This window comes from Agrobacterium sp. fls2-241-TYG-188a, from assembly GCF_030209845.1.
In genome coordinates this window covers 899,257-916,671 of sequence record NZ_JARVRD010000002.1, presented here as the reverse complement: position 1 = coordinate 916,671, position 17,415 = coordinate 899,257, and the positions used below count along the sequence as shown (strand labels likewise).

The 17,415-nt window shown below is 55.5% G+C and carries 19 protein-coding genes; 11 read left to right on the top strand and 8 right to left on the bottom strand.

Features of this window, described 5'->3' with window-relative positions:
- The first annotated feature begins 185 nt into the window (after nucleotides 1-185).
- From QRN85_RS11205 to QRN85_RS11195, 3 genes are all read left to right on the top strand, one after another.
- Nucleotides 186-755: a PAS domain-containing protein gene (locus tag QRN85_RS11205; RefSeq protein WP_284758041.1), complete on the top strand. Its 570-nt coding sequence runs from the start codon at nucleotides 186-188 to the stop codon at nucleotides 753-755.
- An 81-nt stretch (nucleotides 756-836) separates the two neighbouring features.
- Nucleotides 837-1,448 (top strand): PilZ domain-containing protein, encoded by a 612-nt coding sequence (locus QRN85_RS11200; RefSeq protein ID WP_062587113.1) that lies wholly within the window; start codon nucleotides 837-839, stop codon nucleotides 1,446-1,448.
- Nucleotides 1,449-2,003: 555 nt separating this feature from the next.
- Nucleotides 2,004-2,615 carry a transglutaminase-like cysteine peptidase gene (locus QRN85_RS11195; protein WP_062587111.1) on the top strand — a complete coding sequence of 204 codons (612 nt, stop codon included), beginning with the start codon at nucleotides 2,004-2,006 and terminating at the stop codon, nucleotides 2,613-2,615.
- 122 nt (nucleotides 2,616-2,737) lie between these two features.
- Here the strand turns inward: QRN85_RS11195 and QRN85_RS11190 are convergent, their stop codons facing one another.
- Nucleotides 2,738-3,172 carry a DUF1489 family protein gene (locus QRN85_RS11190; protein WP_112961522.1) on the bottom strand — a complete coding sequence of 145 codons (435 nt, stop codon included), beginning with the start codon at nucleotides 3,170-3,172 and terminating at the stop codon, nucleotides 2,738-2,740.
- A gap of 54 nt (nucleotides 3,173-3,226) precedes the next feature.
- The gene (locus tag QRN85_RS11185; RefSeq protein ID WP_113169869.1) at nucleotides 3,227-4,630 is read right to left on the bottom strand and encodes an L-serine ammonia-lyase; all 1,404 of its coding nucleotides are present in this window, start codon (nucleotides 4,628-4,630) and stop codon (nucleotides 3,227-3,229) included.
- A gap of 651 nt (nucleotides 4,631-5,281) precedes the next feature.
- On the opposite strand from QRN85_RS11185, the gene QRN85_RS11180 reads away from it, so the two are divergent.
- Nucleotides 5,282-5,635: a hypothetical protein gene (locus QRN85_RS11180; RefSeq protein WP_284758036.1), complete on the top strand. Its 354-nt coding sequence runs from the start codon at nucleotides 5,282-5,284 to the stop codon at nucleotides 5,633-5,635.
- A 12-nt stretch (nucleotides 5,636-5,647) separates the two neighbouring features.
- On the opposite strand, the gene QRN85_RS11175 is transcribed toward QRN85_RS11180, so the two are convergent.
- The 3 genes from QRN85_RS11175 to QRN85_RS11165 all read right to left on the bottom strand — a co-directional run bounded on the left by QRN85_RS11175 (nucleotide 5,648) and on the right by QRN85_RS11165 (nucleotide 7,752).
- Nucleotides 5,648-6,403 carry a phosphodiester glycosidase family protein gene (locus QRN85_RS11175; protein ID WP_502870762.1) on the bottom strand — a complete coding sequence of 252 codons (756 nt, stop codon included), beginning with the start codon at nucleotides 6,401-6,403 and terminating at the stop codon, nucleotides 5,648-5,650.
- A gap of 174 nt (nucleotides 6,404-6,577) precedes the next feature.
- Nucleotides 6,578-6,739, bottom strand: coding sequence for an entericidin domain-containing protein (locus tag QRN85_RS11170; protein ID WP_062587106.1), 162 nt, complete (start codon nucleotides 6,737-6,739; stop codon nucleotides 6,578-6,580).
- A 116-nt stretch (nucleotides 6,740-6,855) separates the two neighbouring features.
- On the bottom strand, nucleotides 6,856-7,752 hold the full coding sequence (locus QRN85_RS11165) for a LysR family transcriptional regulator (RefSeq protein WP_062587282.1): 897 nt from the start codon (nucleotides 7,750-7,752) through the stop codon (nucleotides 6,856-6,858).
- Nucleotides 7,753-7,970: 218 nt separating this feature from the next.
- On the opposite strand from QRN85_RS11165, the gene QRN85_RS24560 reads away from it, so the two are divergent.
- Together QRN85_RS24560 and glgX are read left to right on the top strand one after the other, a co-directional pair.
- Nucleotides 7,971-8,171 (top strand): YjiS-like domain-containing protein, encoded by a 201-nt coding sequence (locus QRN85_RS24560; RefSeq protein WP_062587105.1) that lies wholly within the window; start codon nucleotides 7,971-7,973, stop codon nucleotides 8,169-8,171.
- Nucleotides 8,172-8,297: 126 nt separating this feature from the next.
- Nucleotides 8,298-10,382, top strand: a complete 2,085-nt coding sequence (gene glgX, locus QRN85_RS11155) for a glycogen debranching protein GlgX (protein ID WP_284758034.1) — start codon at nucleotides 8,298-8,300, stop codon at nucleotides 10,380-10,382.
- 55 nt (nucleotides 10,383-10,437) lie between these two features.
- On the opposite strand, the gene QRN85_RS11150 is transcribed toward glgX, so the two are convergent.
- Together QRN85_RS11150 and QRN85_RS11145 are read right to left on the bottom strand one after the other, a co-directional pair.
- Nucleotides 10,438-10,863: a response regulator gene (locus tag QRN85_RS11150; RefSeq protein WP_112961514.1), complete on the bottom strand. Its 426-nt coding sequence runs from the start codon at nucleotides 10,861-10,863 to the stop codon at nucleotides 10,438-10,440.
- A gap of 111 nt (nucleotides 10,864-10,974) precedes the next feature.
- The gene (locus QRN85_RS11145) at nucleotides 10,975-11,226 is read right to left on the bottom strand and encodes a hypothetical protein (RefSeq protein ID WP_284758033.1); all 252 of its coding nucleotides are present in this window, start codon (nucleotides 11,224-11,226) and stop codon (nucleotides 10,975-10,977) included.
- Nucleotides 11,227-11,259: 33 nt separating this feature from the next.
- On the opposite strand from QRN85_RS11145, the gene QRN85_RS11140 reads away from it, so the two are divergent.
- Entirely contained in the window at nucleotides 11,260-12,300 is a 1,041-nt protein-coding gene (locus QRN85_RS11140) for a GlxA family transcriptional regulator (protein WP_113093655.1), read from the top strand.
- Here QRN85_RS11140 and QRN85_RS11135 read toward each other — a convergent pair.
- Nucleotides 12,297-13,772, bottom strand: a complete 1,476-nt coding sequence (locus QRN85_RS11135) for an NAD(P)H-hydrate dehydratase (protein ID WP_284758031.1) — start codon at nucleotides 13,770-13,772, stop codon at nucleotides 12,297-12,299. The genes QRN85_RS11140 and QRN85_RS11135 overlap by 4 nt on opposite strands.
- A gap of 346 nt (nucleotides 13,773-14,118) precedes the next feature.
- Between QRN85_RS11135 and QRN85_RS11130 the strand changes: the two genes are divergently transcribed.
- The 4 genes from QRN85_RS11130 (at nucleotide 14,119) to hspQ (ending at nucleotide 17,376) form a co-directional block, all read left to right on the top strand.
- A complete protein-coding gene (locus QRN85_RS11130) occupies nucleotides 14,119-14,457 on the top strand; it encodes a P-II family nitrogen regulator (protein ID WP_007753933.1) in 339 nt (112 codons plus the stop codon).
- Between the two features lie 66 nt (nucleotides 14,458-14,523).
- Nucleotides 14,524-15,933 carry a type I glutamate--ammonia ligase gene (glnA, locus tag QRN85_RS11125; protein WP_062587281.1) on the top strand — a complete coding sequence of 470 codons (1,410 nt, stop codon included), beginning with the start codon at nucleotides 14,524-14,526 and terminating at the stop codon, nucleotides 15,931-15,933.
- A 116-nt stretch (nucleotides 15,934-16,049) separates the two neighbouring features.
- The gene (locus QRN85_RS11120) at nucleotides 16,050-16,976 is read left to right on the top strand and encodes a DMT family transporter (protein ID WP_284758025.1); all 927 of its coding nucleotides are present in this window, start codon (nucleotides 16,050-16,052) and stop codon (nucleotides 16,974-16,976) included.
- A 70-nt stretch (nucleotides 16,977-17,046) separates the two neighbouring features.
- Nucleotides 17,047-17,376, top strand: coding sequence for a heat shock protein HspQ (gene hspQ / locus QRN85_RS11115; RefSeq protein WP_112961506.1), 330 nt, complete (start codon nucleotides 17,047-17,049; stop codon nucleotides 17,374-17,376).
- The last annotated feature ends 39 nt before the right edge of the window (nucleotides 17,377-17,415 follow it).

Below are 17,415 nucleotides of genomic sequence, written 5' to 3'. Positions count from 1 at the left end.
CGCGTGGCACGGAAATCGCTTGTATGAGAGTGAACACCGAAGCCGGGTCGAAATCTGTATCAGAACGATACGGGTGCAGGGGAAGACATCATCTGCCCACCAGCCGATTCAGCATTCGGAAACCACAGACGCAAACTGACGATGGCGTCTAGATAGAGCCGAGAGCCTTTCGAGGAGGCGATGCTATGAGGACGAAGAGCGGCAGGGAGATTTTCTCCTATTGGAATGATCGGCGCGGGAGTCGCACGGCACCAGCACGCGCCGATATCGATCCGTCGGCCATTCGTCACCTTCTTCCAGACCTTTTCGTTCTCACGCAAATGGACGACGGTTCGCTGGTCTTCCGCCTGACGGGTACGCGTCTTTACAATCTCTTCCATCGCGATCTGCGCGACAACGCTTTCAACGCGCTGTGGCAGGAGGATTCCGCCGGTTACGCCTGTCGCATCGCGCAAGGCGTAATGGAACGCGCACGACCTGTCCTGTTCGATATCCAGGCAGAAAGCGCAACTGGGCTGGCATCGCAGGAGTTTGAGATGCTGCTCCTTCCCCTGGCAGCACAACCTGACTCGGCACCAAGACTGCTAGGAGCTTTGGTTTCGGATCAGCCTCTTCAGGATTTTGGACAGCCATTTGCCCCCTTGACCCTCCGGTCAAGCAGGCTGCTTGAAGTTCCCGTGACACACTCATTCTTCGTGCCGCCTGTGAGTCTATGGACAAAAGGCCGCACCGTCCCATTTTGGGAAAGAGGATGATTATGGGCGCTTTGTGCCGGAACGGGTTGTTAACTCGCCCCCTGTAAAGAGTAGGCATCATCACTCTTTATTGTACCGCCCATGTTCTCATCCCGATCAAACACCGTCGCCTTTGCCACTCGTCACGTGGAAGCGCCCACCGCAGAGGTTCTGCCCGTGCCGCTGACAGGCAGGCTGATGGTGCCTTCGCAGGACGAGTTTGATTGCGTCGCACATGATATGACCGCGGAAAAGGCCCGAATTTCGTGCTTCGTGCGCCCGGCAAACGGTGACCGCATCATCGCTTATCTACAGCACATTGGTCGCGTTGAAGGTATTGTAAAGTCACTTACACCAGACGGCTTTGTCATCGCTATCAGCGCAACTGAGCGCAAGCGTGAAAAACTGGCTGCACAGCTTGCCTGGATTGCCAAGCGCCACGCACTCGGACTGCCGGAAGATCGTCGCCATGACCGTTTGACACCGCGCAATCCTCGCGCGGACCTGATGCTGAGCGATGGAAACATTGCGCCATGTCGCATCATCGACCTTTCGCTTTCCGGCGCCGCTGTCGAAATCGACATACGCCCTGCGCTTGGAAGCAACGTCCGCCTTGGCAATATGGCCGGTCGCATTGTGCGCCACTTCATGGAAGGTGTGGCCATCGAGTTCGATGCCGTTCAATCGCGCGACGCCCTCATCGAGTTTCTCTAAACTTTTCAGCTTCGGAAAGAATACGAACACCGGCCGCGCCCACTCGCAGCCGGTTTTTTTATGATTCTAGCGACACTGAACGGCGCATAGAACGGCGCCACAGCCGTTTCCGAACGCTATAAAACCGTACCATTCTGGGAAACTCAGAAAATTTTAGAAAATCTGCATGAAAAATGCGGGAATTCGATCCACATTCCGACAACCAAAAGTCGATTTTTCCGTGGGATTTTCTCGGCGGCAACCACACGACGTACATATTTCGATCGCAAGTATAGTAAAGCAACCTTAAAGATGGCAAATATTTGCATTCGAAATGCATCCGCGTTAATAAGTATGCGGATATTATTGTTTTATATCAGTGACTTAATCCAACTCAACATCCGAAAAATAAAGGCAAAAGATAAAATGCCACTTAAATTTTATGAAAATACAAATCAAAACAAACTCAAATAAATCGAAGTTTTTCCTAAATTTAAGCTCGAATTCTAGCGCCGATGTTTTCTGACGCTAAAAATATTCATGGCAATATTCTCCTCACAACGGGGAGAAAAGAAGATGAAAAACATCAGCCGTTTTGGTTTTATGATTGCAGCAATGATCGCCGGTGCATTTGCGGGCCAAGCAGAAGCATCACCAGCAGCAGCAATGCGTGTCATGGGCAAAGCCAATCCGCCGATTGGTCACTATGAATTTTGCCAGACCTATCAGAGCGAATGCCAGGCGACATCCGGCGACAGAGGACCACTGCGTCTGACTGAGGAGACGTGGAAGACGATTCTCGATGTGAACTATACCGTCAACACCACGGTCACGCCGATGACAGATATGGAGATCTACGGCGTGGAGGAACGCTGGGCATATCCGACCACCGTCGGCGATTGTGAAGATTATGTTTTGCTGAAGCGCAAAATGCTCATGAACAAGGGTATCGCGCCCTCCGACCTGCTGATCACCGTGGTTCTGCAGCCTAACGGTTCCGGTCATGCGGTATTGACGGTGCGGACCGATCGCGGCGACTTCATTCTCGATAACCTGCGCAACAAGGTGATGGAATGGTCGGAGACTGAATACACCTACCTCAAGCGCCAGGACAGCACGAACCCTGGTCGCTGGGTCAAGGTTCAGGATGGCCGTAACGTCAACGCGGTCGCAGGCATCAAGGGGTAAGGACAGCGGAGCGAAACGTTGTCAGCCCGTTGCAAGTTATGGCTGGTCAGGGCACCCCGTCCCGGATTGACCGTGCCAAAGGGCCGGTTTCGTTGCCCCGGAACCGGCCTTTTTTTTGGGAGCTACAATAGCCCGAGTTCCGCCAGTTCCCGTCTAAGATCGGCAGGCATGTCTTCGCCCACCGACTGTCCACCAAGATCCCGGGGAGCTTCCTCTGCATTGAGATATCGCCACCCCTGAAAAGGACGCTTCGGTGCTGGCGAGGTCTCAATGACTTCGGGCCCCAGAACGAGATCGCAACGACTGATGCCATCCTCACCCTTGAACTGGCGGATATCGAGAAGCGTCTGCCGGGCCTGAACCTGGCCCTTGATGACCCAATAAAGAGAGCCGCCGTCGAGCAGTTCCTCGGTCCGCTTGGGAAACATGCGTGTTGTGTGAACGCTGTGCGGCTCCAGGCCGGCTGCAATCGCAGTCAGGCAACGGTGTGAGACCCACTCGCGCAAATCTTCGATCGAATCCGCGCCGACGCAAAGCTTTATGAGATGAAGAGCCATGGCTCTATCAAGGCTGTTTTAGCACTTGCGTCAAGCGTTGGCAGGTTGTGCCTGTCAACACTCCACCACATTCACGGCCAGGCCGCCGGTCGATGTTTCCTTGTACTTCTCGCTCATGTCGTTTCCGGTCTGGCGCATGGTTTCAATGCAGGCATCGAGCGGCACGAAATGCTCTCCATCGCCCTTCAAAGCCAGTGACGCCGCCGTGACTGCCTTGACCGCGCCGAGTGCATTCCGTTCGATGCAGGGAACCTGCACCAGCCCGGCAATCGGGTCGCAGGTCATGCCAAGGTGATGCTCGAGCGCAATTTCTGCTGCATTTTCAACCTGCGCCGGAGAGCCACCCATGACAGCGGCGAGACCGGCTGCCGCCATGGCAGCGGCGGAGCCCACTTCACCCTGACAGCCGACTTCCGCGCCGGAGATGGATGCATTGTGCTTGATGATCCCGCCAATAGCGGCGGCGGTCAGCAGGAAATCCCTGATGTCTTCCACCGTCGCATCTTCATGAAAATGGCGGAAATAGCGCACGGTGGCAGGCACCACGCCCGCAGCGCCATTGGTTGGAGCTGTCACGACGCGTCCTCCTGAGGCATTCTCCTCATTGACGGCCATGGCGTAAACGCTCAGCCAGTCGTTGGCGAGCACCGGGTTGAGGCGATTGCTGCGCCATTCAGCGTTCAGCTTGTCATGGATGGAACGGGCGCGACGCTTGACCTTCAGGCCGCCGGGCATGATGCCTTCGCCCTTCAGGCCGCGTTCTATACAGCCGTTCATTGCGTCCCAGATCTGATCCAGTCGCTCGTCCAGCTCCTGTCGCGTCATGACAGTCTCTTCATTGGCGCGCTTCATCTGGGCGATGGTTCGCCCGGAACTGTTGGCCATTTCAAGCATCTGCCTCGCCGTCGCGAAGGGATAGGGAACCTTAGGCCCGTTATCCACAGTCTTGCCGCGCTGGCGCATTGCCTCAAGTTCTGTATCGGTAACGACAAATCCGCCGCCGACCGAATAGTAAATCCTCTTCAGCAGCATCCGGCCCTGAGTGTCATAGGCTGAAAACGTCATGCCATTGGCATGGCCTGGCAACGGGTTCTTCTTGTCGAAAACCAGATCTTCCGCCGGGCGGAAGACATAGGTCGGGTGGCCTGCAGGCGTTACGCGTCCCTGCGTTTCGACTTCCAGGACAAGACGGTCCATTGCATCGGGATCGACAAGATCCGGACGCTCGCCGGTCAAGCCAAGAATGACAGCACGGCCGGACCCGTGACCAATGCCGGTAAAGGCGAGCGACCCGTGCAGGCTGACCTTGATGGCCGATACAGTCGCGCCCGCCGGTCGGGGCCACTCGTCCGACAATATCGTGTCAAGAAACCGGTTCGCCGCCGACATGGGTCCCATCGTATGCGAACTGGAAGGTCCGATACCGATCTTGAAAACGTCGAATACCGAAAGAAACATATGCGTCCTGCCCTATAAATAGACTTATTACGCCAGTTTATCTCAACCACCGCAATGCGCCACACCTAATATGGGCACGAGATAGGCAGGCTGCGACATCCAGCGGAAATGAAAACAGCACGGTTCCTGTAGAGAAACCGTGCTGCCATATCTAAAACTTTTAACGGAGATTGTTACGGGCTACCAAAAATGTAGGTCAAAGCGAGGAAAGCGGCAAAGCCTGCGAGTGCGCGTAGTGTGACAGCCCAGCAGGATTTCTGTGCAGTTTCTTCCATGATTACTCCAACGTGTTCACTCTCCAGACCGCTCTTCCGTCGGCCCAGTGGTGAACCATTTATTAAAATCTTGTGACGAACGCAAATGCAAAAAACGGCTAAAGCAAGGCGCATTCGGCGAGCTGCTATTCACTGGCTGCATAGGTTTAATAAATAACAATATCTTAGTGGCCCACTTCGACACAGCCCCAGAGCTGCTCCGTCTCAATTTAGACCAAAGTGTAAATTCCGGTCGGAAACTGTTCATCATCAACGCGGGAGATGTGTATAAGGCCGCGCATTTTTGGCCTTTTACACATTTGAGTTGTTCACAGTCTTGAAGACATGTTTGATCTGGATTATCGGGCAAAAACCAACAAGCAAAGCGGTGAGAAACATGCAGGCAAACGCGTCATCTTTTCCTGATCGCGATACGGTCGCAGCCAAGATCGCATCCATGAGTGCCGAGGATCAGTCCTGGCTGAAACTTCTTCTGGAAAATGCCCTTCAGGAAGAAAACCTGCTGGAAGGTCTTCATATTTTTCTCGATCAGCAATCGCAGGCCCGGTTTCTGAACTCTTTGAAACTGGAAAAGTGTGGCGAGTGGTTTGGCGAGAATGCCCCTGCCCGGATGCAGATCCGTTTGTATGAGGTGTCTAAGAGCAGCCAACATGCTGCCTATACCGCATTTCGTGCGGGGCTTTCGAAATCCCGCGGGCTGGAAAAAGCCTATCCGAAGGCGCCTATCTGACGCTTTCTACAGTCAATCCGGCACGTTCTCGACAACCGCGATAATGGGCCCCATCGGGTGCCAGCTATCGCGGCGGTTGGCGCCGGGTATGTGGACGCTGGAAATACTGCCGTCCAGATAAAGTGCGTTTGCGGTCGCAAGCCGGTCGCGAAACAACGTTGCAAAATCGTAGAAACGCACTGGATTTTCCGAAATTGCGAAGTGCACGATGCCGTCGGCGGAAACGCCCACGCCGTTGCGCGTGTTCAGGCTGTCGCTCTGCGGCAAAAATCGTGGATGAAGTTGCCCGTCGATGACCAGCATCGGGCCTGATTGCGTTGCGACATCAGGTTTGAGATTGGCGTTGAGATAAGCGCTTGTTTCCAGCACGCCTGCCCTGTCGCCTTCTATAAAGAAGACGCCGTTCGGCTGCATATGAAAATTGCCCCAGCCGCCGGAGGTGCTGATCGGCGTTTTTTCGACACCGTTTTCGATGTGCAGGCCAACAGGCGATAAATCGCGGTGATACATTCCGGCATTCATGGCAAAGGTTACAAAGCTGTGCTGACGCCAGAGTGCGGAGGAAAGCGCCTCGAATGACCCATAAGGCTTTCCAGCGATGGCATCCCATTGATAGAGTCTTATCTTTGCTTTTGCTGGATCGAAGCTGCACACGGTGTAGCGGCCTCCCATATGATCGATTGACTGGCAGTCGCTGGGAAGTTGAGAGGCATTCGCCGCAGACGAAAGCAGCATTGGCAGCAGGTAGCGAAAGAATCTCTTGATCATGGCTCGCGGTGACGGCTGGTGTGGGGCACCTTGCCTCCTAACCTGAGAAACAAAGCTGGAATACGGCGGCGCGGGCAAGGCGATGCGTTTCCCATGCCACTCCACTGACAATATCGTGACGCGCAAAAAAGCCGGCGAGAGCGTCGCCGGCTTTAAAGAAAGTAGTGGGATAGATTAGCGACGGGCAGCGCGGTCGACGGTGCGTCCAGCAGCCTGCGTACCATCCACAGTGCCTGCAACGTCCTGGCCTACGCCACGGATCGTATTGCCGCAGGAGCTAAGGGAAACAAGAGTAACGAAAACGGCTGCAATGGTTGCGAAGAAACGTGTCGACATGCGTGGAAACTCCCCTTGTGTCTGCGCACTCGCGGCAGACGATGATCTGGATTGCGCGCAGATAACGCACGAAATCGAGAGCGGTTCCGCAATGCTGTCGAAATAACACGCGTTGATTAGACCGGGAGAGCAACATCCCTGAACGCATTGCGGATGCTGTCTGCGACGGCCTGGACCGGACGCGTTGGGTTATCCGCGAGGATGAGGCGGATATCGAAACAGCCAAGCTCCGGCAAGCCATCCTTTTCGCTCAGAATGACCATGTCGTCTTGTACGTAGGAGCGCGGAAGCGGGGCGATGGCCAGATCTGCTTCGATAGCGGCCTTTTGCGCCATGGTGTGGGCACTTAGATACGCAACACGATAACGCCGGTTTTCCTTCTCAAGTGAGTTGATGGCCTCTGAGCGCCAGATGCATCCATCCTCCCAGATAGAGATGGGCAAGGGATCACGCAGATGCGCGGTGCCGCATCTGGCACCCGTCCAAACCAGTCGCTCGCGCATCAGAACCTCGCCCGTATCGCGCATCGGAAGCGACGCGCAGTTGACCAAGGCGAGGTCGAGCCTGTGTTCATCCATACGGCGATAAAGCTGCGAGCTGGCATCGATCGTCACATCCACCATAATGGCGGGAAAGGCTTCTGCAAAGCGTTTGAGAATGCCGGGCAATAGTCCCCGCTCCCCAATATCTTCCGGCGCACCCAGCCGCACGACACCCGTTAGTTCAGGCATGACGAAGCGCGAAACGGCTTCGTTGGAAAGAGCGATCATGCGGCGCGCGTAGGTCAGCAGTGTCTCACCATGCGCCGTCAGCGTGACGGACCGCGCGTCGCGCAGGAACAGCGTCGTCTTCAACTGCTCTTCCAGCTTCTTGATCTGCATTGACACCGCCGAAGGCGTTCTAAAGACGACCTCTGCAGCGGTAGAAAAATTCCCGGTTTCTGCAATCGCGACAAAGGTGCGCAAGATATCGTTGTCGAGAAGAGGCAGCGGCTGCCTGAAGGAAATTGTCATGGCGAATGCCTTCAATTTTTCTGATCAATACATCGATATCATTTCGTTTGATTGAATGTCAATAATGCTCGATCCTCCAAAACCAGACAGAGAACGCATCGAAGCAACCATCAAAATTCATCATGAATTACATCAAAACCATTCGATTGATTGATGCCCCACTCGAGCGCATATCTTGATTGTCAGAAAGCACAGATACCGATGAAAGGAGTATCGAAATGACCGTTATCATAACCCATGGCAGACGCCCGCGGAGGGACCTGCTGCATACCGATAGGCTCGTCGGGCTTTGGAGAGCCGTCAATACAGCTTGGGCTCGCAGACAGACAATGCGTGCACTTGAAGCGCTTCCGCCAGAAACATTGAAGGATATTGGATGGCCGACAACGGACAAGAAAGCAACGCGTATTGTTCGCTGAAAAACACGACGAAACGCCTTAAATAGAAAGCCCGCCAGATATGTCACGGCGGGCTTTTTCTTGCGCTGCGGAACCAATGACCGGCCACCACATTTCCCCCTGCCCCAATCAAGCACGAGGATATCAATGGCCCAGTTCGGTTCCACAATTTTACCTGGCGACTTTACCCGCCTTGGCGCCAATTTCGATGGTGACGGCGTCAATTTTGCAATCTTCAGCGCCCATGCCGAACGTATTGAACTGTGCCTCTTCGATGAGAGCGGAAAAACCGAAATCGAACGCATTACCCTGCCCGAATTCACCAATGAAATTTGGCACGGCTATATTCCCGGTCTGAAGCCCGGCGCGCTCTACGGTTACCGTGTACATGGGCCTTACGATCCCGAAAACGGCCACCGCTTTAACCCGAACAAGCTGCTTGTTGACCCTTATGCGCGCGAACTCGTCGGAGATATCGACTGGGGCACCGAGCAATTCGGCTACAAGCTCGATGCCGAAGAAAAAGATCTCTCCTTCGATGAGAGTGATAGCGCCGCCAAGATGCCGAAATGCCGTGTGGTTGATCCCTCCGCCTATGATTGGGCGGGAGATAGCAAGCCGAACGTCCCATGGTCCAAGACGATCTTTTACGAGACTCACGTCAAGGGTTTCACGCAGCTGCACCCGAAGATTTCCGAACAGCTTCGCGGTACCTATGAGGGTTTGGGCGACAAGGAAATTGTGGATTATATCAAAAGCCTCGGCGTCACCTCCGTAGAGCTTCTGCCCATCCACTACTTCCCGGATGATTCCCATCTTCTCGAGAAGGGTCTGAAGAACTTCTGGGGCTACAACTCACTGGCATTCTTTGCCCCCGCCTCGCGCTACTACGGGCCAAAGGGCATGGCAGGCTTTCGCGACATGGTCCGGGCATTCCATGATGGCGGCATCGAGGTGATCCTGGACGTTGTGTATAACCACACAGCTGAAGGTAACGAGATGGGCCCAACCCTCTCCTTCAAAGGCATCGACAACTTCTCCTATTACCGCACGATGCCAGACCAGCCGCGTTACTATATTAATGACACTGGCACTGGAAACACCGTCAACACATCGCACCCGCGCGTCCTGCAGCTCGTAACCGACTCGTTGCGCTACTGGGCTGATGACATGCATATCGATGGTTTCCGCTTCGATCTCGGCACGATCCTTGGACGTGAGCCGGAAGGCTTCGACCAGCGCGGCGGTTTCTTCGACGCGGTTGGGCAGGATCCTGTGCTTTCCCGGCTGAAGTTGGTCGGAGAGCCGTGGGATATCGGTCCGGGTGGCTATCAGGTCGGCGGCTTCCCACCGGGCTGGGCAGAGTGGAACGACAAGTATCGCGATACTGTCCGCGAATACTGGAAGGACGAAGATGGCACAGCGGGCGACTTCGCCGCTCGCGTTCTCGGCTCAGGCGATGTCTACGACCTGCGTGGCCGCAGGCCCTGGTCCAGCGTCAACTTCATCACCGCGCATGACGGCTTCACCCTGAACGACCTCGTCTCCTATAACGAGAAGCACAATGATGCGAACGGGGAAGACAACAACGACGGTCATAACGACAACCGCAGTTTCAATTACGGTGTCGAAGGGCCGACCGATGATGAAAACATCACCGCTGTGCGTGACCGCCAGAAGCGAAACTTCCTTGCCACCCTCCTGCTTTCCCATGGAACGCCGATGCTTCTGGCGGGCGATGAGTTCGGTCGCAGCCAGATGGGCAACAATAACGGCTATTGCCAGGACAGCGAGTTGAGCTGGGTCCATTGGGAAAATCTCCCAGCAAGCGCGGAAGCCCTGCGCAGCTTTACGGCAAGGCTTATCGAACTGCGCCAGACGCATTCGATCCTGCGTCGAGACAGCTGGAGAGACGGCACCCATGCCACATGGCTTAATCCCGGCGGTGGCGAGCAGACGCAGGAGCAGTGGGAAGACCTCGGCAGCACCACGCTCGGTCTGCGACTGACAAGCGATGGCCAGCAGGGTGACGACGCCACGGAAGAATGGAAGGACGTATTGATCCTGTTCAACCCGCATGACGGTGCCGTGGAATTCAAGTTGCCGGATGCAGATCATGGCTGGGCGATCGAGCTGACGACCGCTGATCCTGACGCGCCTTCGAACAACATCGCCAATGGCGAAATCTACACGGCCGAAGGTCGCAGCCTGGTACTGCTTCGCGCAGCATAAGCTCTGGGTCAGACGAATGAGAAACGCCGGAGGAAACTCCGGCGTTTTGCTTTGACTACTGAAGGGATTGGGTGCCAGCCAGACGTATACCCCGTTTTTTCCGCACCTGTTCTTTGGACGCGATGGCGGCCTTAAGCGCGAAGAATATGTCGTCGAAATGGTAGGGCTTGCTAAAAAAGCGTGCGTCGCTTGGCAACTCCAGAGCATCCGGCGCATGACCGCCAGATGTTACGATCACGGAAATATGCTCCTGGCAGTTGTTCAGCATCTCTACCAGATCCAGCCCGGAGAGGCCGCCGGGCATATCGATATCGGTTATGACCGCCGATATCTGCGGCACCTTACCGATCACGGCGACAGCCTCAAGAACGTTGGACGCTTCAAGCACGGTATAACCCGCCTCTTCGAGCGCATCCGCAAGGGTAAATCTCAGAATCGGTTCGTCGTCTACGACCAGTACGGTCAGGCCAACTTCATGCATACGCAATACTCCGCTCGAAGGCACCTGGCAGGAACGGCAATGCCATTCTTGGGCAACCCGATGCTGAAACAAAAGATGAAGCGGCGGTCTGTGATGTCGTCCGCCATTTCATCACGTCGATAGAACGCGCAACTCGGCGATAGTGCTGAAAGGCTGCGCCGAAAAATTGAAAACAATATTAATAAAATGCAAAATATCGGTAGAAGCTCCCGGACGGGAGCCTGCCCTCCTGAGCACGCTGCCATAGCTGACGGTCGTCAGGACCATCCACCAGCCGTTGTTTTTTTGACAGGGGATCAACGCCGTCGTATCTTGCGCTGCAAGTGTCGCAAATGAGATATACAGCGGACCTTTTCCAAGCAAGGAATTGCGTTTCCGCAATGGAGCATGGTCATAATGAGCAAAACTCCTCCCAAGAAACGCACTGTCGTCTTTTTCATGGTCCCGCAGTTCACCATGCTGCCTTTCACGGCGGCGGTAGAAACGCTGCGCATCGCCAACCGTATGCTCGGCTATGCCGCCTATGAGTGGCGCCTTGCCTCTGCCGATGGCGAGAAGGTTGCCTCATCCAGCGGAATTGCACTGGAGGCCAACACGTCGCTGGCAGAAGAGCGCAAATCTGTCAGCGGCGAAAACCGCCCGAACATGGTGCTGATCTGTTCCGGCATCGATATCGAGCAATATAGCAACAAATCCGTGAATGCCTGGCTGCGGGAAGCCAACAATCGCGGCATTGCGGTGGGCAGCCTCTGTACCGGCGCGCATGTGCTGGCGCAGGCCGGCCTCTTAAATGGCAAACGCTGCGCCATTCACTGGGAAAACCTGCCCGGCTTTTCCGAAGCCTTTCCCCAGGTTGAGGTCTATGCCGATCTCTATGAAGTCGACAGCAACATCTACACCTGCGCTGGCGGCACCGCATCGCTCGACATGATGCTCAACCTCATCGGTCAGGATTTCGGCGAGAACCTCGTCAACCGCGTTTGCGAACAGCAACTGACAGACCGCGTTCGCAACCCCCACGACCGCCAGCGCCTACCACTGCGCGCGCGCCTGGGCGTACAGAATGATAAGGTCCTCTCGATTATCGAGTTGATGGAGAGCAATCTTTCGGAGCCTCTGTCGCTTCTCGATATAGCCGAAGATGCCGATCTTTCCCGCCGTCAGGTGGAGCGGCTTTTTCGTCAGGAAATGGGACGGTCGCCCGCCCGCTACTACCTCGAAATCCGTCTGGACCGCGCGCGCCATCTGCTCGTCCAGTCCGCCATGCCGGTGGTTGAAGTTGCGGTGGCCTGCGGCTTTGTCTCCGCGTCCCATTTCTCCAAATGCTATCGGGAAATCTACAATCGCACCCCGCAACAGGAACGCGCTGAACGCAAGCTGGTGATGAGTGCCTCTCGCATGGCGGCTGTCGCCAGCCACGGCAAGCCGGCGCATTAGGGGTGAAAAGGCCGAACCGCCGCAGCCAGATCTTCGGCGGTAAGCCCCGGCCCCAGTTTCTGTGCGGTTTCGCCGTGAAGCCAGACGGCGGCGGCAGCCGCCTCAAAGGCCGGAACCTGCTGTGCGAGAAGACCGCCTGCAATCCCTGCCAACACATCACCAGAACCCGCCGTTGCCAGATAGGCCGGAGCATTGGCGTTGATGACGGCCCGGCCATCCGGGGCCGCAACGACCGTATCGGCCCCCTTGTACACAATGACGGCGTTGGTGGCAGCGGCTGCCGCTTGTGCCTTTTCCACCTTGCCAAGTGTCTTATCCGCGGCAATGTCAGGGAACAGCCGCGCGAACTCTCCTTCGTGCGGCGTCAGGATACGCGGCGCATTGGCCGCGAAAAGGTCAAACAATCGCTGCGGCTCATCCTTGAACGCCGTAATGCCGTCCGCATCCAGCACCAGAGCCTTGTCCCGCAACAGGGACACAAAGGCCCGAGCCCTATCAAGGTCGCCAAAACCAGGGCCGAGCACATAGGTCGCGTGGCGTTTATCATCGCGCCAGTCGATCAATTCCTCTTCCGTTTCGATGCCGGATACCATCACGGCGGTCAAAGATGCGGATAGAGCCCCAAGCGCTTCGTGCGGCGCCGCTACCGTCACGATTCCAGCCCCGGCGCGAAAACCTGCCATCGCAGCCATTCGCGCAGCGCCGGTGGCATGGGACGGGCCTGAGAATACGGTCAGATGTCCACGCTTGAATTTGTGCGTTTCTCCATCCGGCTTTGGGAACGCAGCGGCCCATACGCTTGGATGATTTTCAAAGATCGACCCGCACCCCTCCATGAGAATACGGCGAGGAATGCCGATATCGAAGACCTCCACGTCTCCGCATAGTGACCGTCCCGGCATCAGCACATGGCCCGGCTTGCGCGCCATGAAGGTAACCGTGCGCTGCGCCTGAAATGCCCTGCCAAGAGGGATGCCACGCTTGCCGCAGAGCCCGGAAGGCAGATCGACGGCAATCACCGGCAAGGCCGCGCGCTCGATATCGTCGATGATATCTGCGACCTGCGGCGGCACATCTCGCGAAAGACCCGCTCCGAAGATGGCATCGATCACGACATCACCTGCAACGGGTCGGTAGTCGCCAAGAGGAGCAAAGGGCATTCCGACGCAATCGAAGGCCTGCTTTGCCGCGCCTTTCAATCTGCCAATATCGCCAAAGACGTAGACGGCAACCTCAGCACCGCTTTCTTTCAGGGCGCGTGCAGCAACGAAACCATCGCCGCCATTGTTACCGACACCGCAAAGAACGACTAAGCGCAGCGCCTGGGGATAATGCCCAAGCGCGCAGGCCGCAACCGCCTGCCCCGCCCGCTCCATCAGCGCGGCAATAGAAATGCCGCTTTCTTCCGCACGCTTATCAACACGTGCCATGGCGTCGGGTTCTATCAGGGCGTAGTTCAGCAAGGACATCATCGCCCATAATCACCGCAAAACTTCGCAAAAGGCAATCGGCGCAAAAATAGGCATTTTAGCGAGTCTACTTTTTATGCATTTGCTTATTTTTACTACACTTCACTCTCTCGTCGGCGAAATCCGCGATCCTGTGAATTCTGGCGATATTGAGAAAAATCAGTGAAAAATGGTGGGTTGGAGAGCCAAATTATCCATTGAGGCGCACAAGTTGAGCAAAATTCGCCGATGTCCAGCCATTTTTTGAAGATTTTTTATTTAAACCCGCTTCCGATCTGGCACGATACGTGCATTCTTGTGGCAGAGCGGAAAGACCGCTTTAACGGGAGAAGCGGAGAGATATTTTCTCATGAAAAAGATCGAAGCGATCATTAAGCCTTTTAAGCTCGATGAAGTGAAGGAAGCCCTTCAGGAAGTCGGACTACAGGGAATAACGGTTACAGAAGCCAAGGGCTTTGGTCGTCAAAAAGGCCATACGGAACTTTATCGCGGCGCAGAATACGTCGTCGACTTTTTGCCGAAAGTGAAGGTCGAGGTCGTGCTCGCGGATGAAAATGCGGATGCCGTTATTGAGGCCATTCGCAATGCAGCCCAGACCGGACGCATTGGTGACGGAAAGATTTTCGTTTCCAACGTGGAAGAAGTCATTCGTATCCGCACGGGCGAAACAGGCGTCGACGCCATATAAAAATACGAAACCCGGCAAATGCTGGGGCTTCGCCTTGTTATCAAAACACTCAAGGAAAAGTTTCAAATGACGACTGCAAACGATATTCTCAAGCAGATTAAGGACAACGACGTAAAGTTCGTGGACCTGCGCTTCACTGACCCAAAGGGCAAGCTGCACCACGTCACCATGGATATTGCCTGCGTCGACGAAGACATGTTTACCGATGGCGTCATGTTCGACGGCTCGTCGATCGGTGGCTGGAAGGCAATCAATGAATCCGACATGGTGTTGATGCCTGATACGGGAACGGTTCACATGGACCCGTTCTTCGCGCAGTCCACCATGGTTATTCTCTGCGACATTCTCGACCCCGTCTCCGGCGAGTCCTATAACCGCGACCCACGCGGCACAGCCAAGAAGGCCGAAGCCTACCTCAAGGCCTCCGGTATCGGCGATACCGTGTTCGTTGGTCCTGAGCCTGAATTCTTCGTATTCGATGACGTGAAGTACAAGGCCGACCCCTACAACACAGGCTTCAAGCTTGATTCGTCCGAATTGCCATCCAACGACGACACGGACTATGAGACCGGCAACCTGGGCCACCGTCCGCGCGTCAAGGGCGGCTACTTCCCGGTTCCTCCGGTCGACAGCCTTCAGGACATGCGTTCTGAAATGCTGACCGTTCTCGGCGAAATGGGCGTTGTCGTTGAAAAGCACCACCACGAAGTTGCGTCCGCGCAGCACGAGCTGGGTGTGAAGTTCGACACGATGGTTTCCAGCGCCGACAAGATGCAGATCTACAAATATGTCGTGCACCAGGTCGCCAATGCCTACGGCAAGACAGCAACCTTCATGCCAAAGCCGATCTTCGGCGATAACGGCTCGGGTATGCACGTTCACCAGTCCATCTGGAAGGGTGGCAAGCCAACCTTTGCTGGCGACGAATATGCAGGCCTGTCTGAAACCTGCCTTTACTACATTGGCGGTATCATCAAGCACGCCAAGGCCATCAACGCGTTTACGAACCCTACGACCAACTCCTACAAGCGTCTGGTTCCAGGCTACGAAGCACCGGTTCTGCTGGCTTACTCCGCGCGTAACCGCTCTGCATCCTGCCGCATTCCTTTCGGCTCCAACCCGAAGGCAAAGCGCGTCGAAGTCCGTTTCCCGGATCCAGCACAGAACCCGTATCTCGGCTTTGCCGCCATGCTGATGGCTGGTCTCGATGGCATCAAGAACAAGATCCATCCTGGCAAGCCTATGGACAAGGACCTCTACGACCTGCCTGCAAAGGAACTGAAGAAGATACCGACAGTTTGCGGCTCGCTGCGTGAAGCGCTTGAAAGCCTCGACAAGGATCGCAAGTTCCTGACCGCTGGCGGCGTATTCGATGACGACCAGATCGATGCCTTCATCGAACTGAAGATGCAGGAAGTCATGCGTTTCGAAATGACCCCTCACCCGGTCGAATTCGACATGTACTACTCGGCCTGATCGGCTTACGGGAAAGGCGCCTCAACCAGCGCCTTTCTCTTTTCGGAGGGTCACGTCAACGGGTGTGCCTGACCATCCCACCACCGCGTTGATAATGCAGCCCTGCCGGAAAATTCATGTCCTCAGCACCAGATACCGCCCCTCGCCTGCGAGACTGGTTGATATTCCTTGCGGTTCCCTTCTTCTTTTCAAGCAACGTCATCTTCGGTCGCGGCGTCATCGGCGAAGTCTCGCCCTTCACGACGGCATTCCTGCGCTGGTTTTTCTCGGCTGCATTGGTAGCGCCATTTGTCGTTAGCGATTGGCGTGCCTGCTGGAACTTCGTCCGTCGAAAAACCGCGCTCTGGCTTATCCTGGGCTTTCTCGGCATGGGTATCTGTGGCGGCGTTGTCTATTGGGCCCTCACCCTGACCTCAGCCGCCAATGGCACGTTGATCTATACGACCTCTTCCCTGTTCATCATCCTGTTCCAGCGCATTCTCTACGGACGCGCCATCAGGCGTCTGGAGGTGGTGGGCATGGTCGTTGCATTTTCGGGCGTCGTCGCAATCGTTTTGAAGGGCGATCCGGCTCAATTGCTTCATCTCAACTTCAATCTCGGCGATATCGCCATTCTCGTCGCCTCGGTGTCCTTCGCGATCTATTCGCTGCTCCTGCGTGATCCCGCCGCCAGGGAAATGACGTCTCTCAGCCTTTTCACATTGATTGCTCTGTCCGGCGCACTTGTTCTGATACCACCTGCAGCCATTGAAATTGCCCACGGCGGAATGCTGCCGGCATCGCTCACGGCCTGGGCGAAGATTGCTGGCATCATCGTCTTCGCGTCGATCTTTGCATTCTACTGCTTTACCCACACCGTGCGGGTGTTTGGCCCGGCCACTGCAGGAATAACGCTCTACATGATGCCGCCGGTTTCGATCGTCATGGCAGTCGTGTTTTTAGGAGAACAGTTCGAAGATTATCATGCCCTCGGCATAGTGCTGGTAACGGGCGGCGTGGTGCTGGCCACCGCTCCACTTGAAAAGTTACGGCGCAGGCATTGAGTATTGACACAAGATATCTTGATATTTTGATATTTTACCCCAAATTGTATGGGGAAAGGATGTTCATGCCATGAAACAAAGAGACGCAAAATTTACGATTGGCGAGGTTGTTCGCCACAAGGTGTTTCCGTTCCGCGGTGTGGTATTTGACGTAGACCCCGAATACGCAAACACCGAAGAATGGTGGAATGCCATTCCAGCGGAAATCCGCCCCGATCGCGACCAGCCGTTTTACCACCTGCTGGCCGAGAACGACGAGACGGAGTATGTCGCCTATGTATCGGAACAGAACCTGATACACGATGAGAGCGACCAACCGCTGCGCAATCCGAACATCACCCGCATATTCGACAAGGCGCCCAATGGCGAATTGCGTGCCAAGGCGGCGATGACCCACTGATTTCCAGTCAGGTGTAGTCAAAATAAAACCGGCCCTGAA

Bases quoted from the DNA above. Each gene is read 5' to 3' on its own strand.
- QRN85_RS11165 (WP_062587282.1), bottom strand. From the start codon at position 7,752: ATGACAATTTCCTTCAGGCAGCCGCTGCCTCTTCTCGACAACGATATC.
- QRN85_RS11130 (WP_007753933.1), top strand. From the start codon at position 14,119: ATGAAAAAGATCGAAGCGATCATTAAGCCTTTTAAGCTCGATGAAGTG.
- hspQ (WP_112961506.1), top strand. From the start codon at position 17,047: ATGAAACAAAGAGACGCAAAATTTACGATTGGCGAGGTTGTTCGCCAC.
- QRN85_RS11190 (WP_112961522.1), bottom strand. From the start codon at position 3,172: ATGGCTCTTCATCTCATAAAGCTTTGCGTCGGCGCGGATTCGATCGAA.
- QRN85_RS11170 (WP_062587106.1), bottom strand. From the start codon at position 6,739: ATGTCGACACGTTTCTTCGCAACCATTGCAGCCGTTTTCGTTACTCTT.
- QRN85_RS11180 (WP_284758036.1), top strand. From the start codon at position 5,282: ATGCAGGCAAACGCGTCATCTTTTCCTGATCGCGATACGGTCGCAGCC.
- QRN85_RS24560 (WP_062587105.1), top strand. From the start codon at position 7,971: ATGACCGTTATCATAACCCATGGCAGACGCCCGCGGAGGGACCTGCTG.
- QRN85_RS11135 (WP_284758031.1), bottom strand. From the start codon at position 13,772: ATGATGTCCTTGCTGAACTACGCCCTGATAGAACCCGACGCCATGGCA.
- glgX (WP_284758034.1), top strand. From the start codon at position 8,298: ATGGCCCAGTTCGGTTCCACAATTTTACCTGGCGACTTTACCCGCCTT.
- QRN85_RS11150 (WP_112961514.1), bottom strand. From the start codon at position 10,863: ATGCATGAAGTTGGCCTGACCGTACTGGTCGTAGACGACGAACCGATT.
- QRN85_RS11120 (WP_284758025.1), top strand. From the start codon at position 16,050: ATGTCCTCAGCACCAGATACCGCCCCTCGCCTGCGAGACTGGTTGATA.
- QRN85_RS11200 (WP_062587113.1), top strand. From the start codon at position 837: ATGTTCTCATCCCGATCAAACACCGTCGCCTTTGCCACTCGTCACGTG.
- QRN85_RS11140 (WP_113093655.1), top strand. From the start codon at position 11,260: ATGAGCAAAACTCCTCCCAAGAAACGCACTGTCGTCTTTTTCATGGTC.
- QRN85_RS11185 (WP_113169869.1), bottom strand. From the start codon at position 4,630: ATGTTTCTTTCGGTATTCGACGTTTTCAAGATCGGTATCGGACCTTCC.
- QRN85_RS11205 (WP_284758041.1), top strand. From the start codon at position 186: ATGAGGACGAAGAGCGGCAGGGAGATTTTCTCCTATTGGAATGATCGG.
- QRN85_RS11195 (WP_062587111.1), top strand. From the start codon at position 2,004: ATGAAAAACATCAGCCGTTTTGGTTTTATGATTGCAGCAATGATCGCC.
- glnA (WP_062587281.1), top strand. From the start codon at position 14,524: ATGACGACTGCAAACGATATTCTCAAGCAGATTAAGGACAACGACGTA.
- QRN85_RS11175 (WP_502870762.1), bottom strand. From the start codon at position 6,403: ATGATCAAGAGATTCTTTCGCTACCTGCTGCCAATGCTGCTTTCGTCT.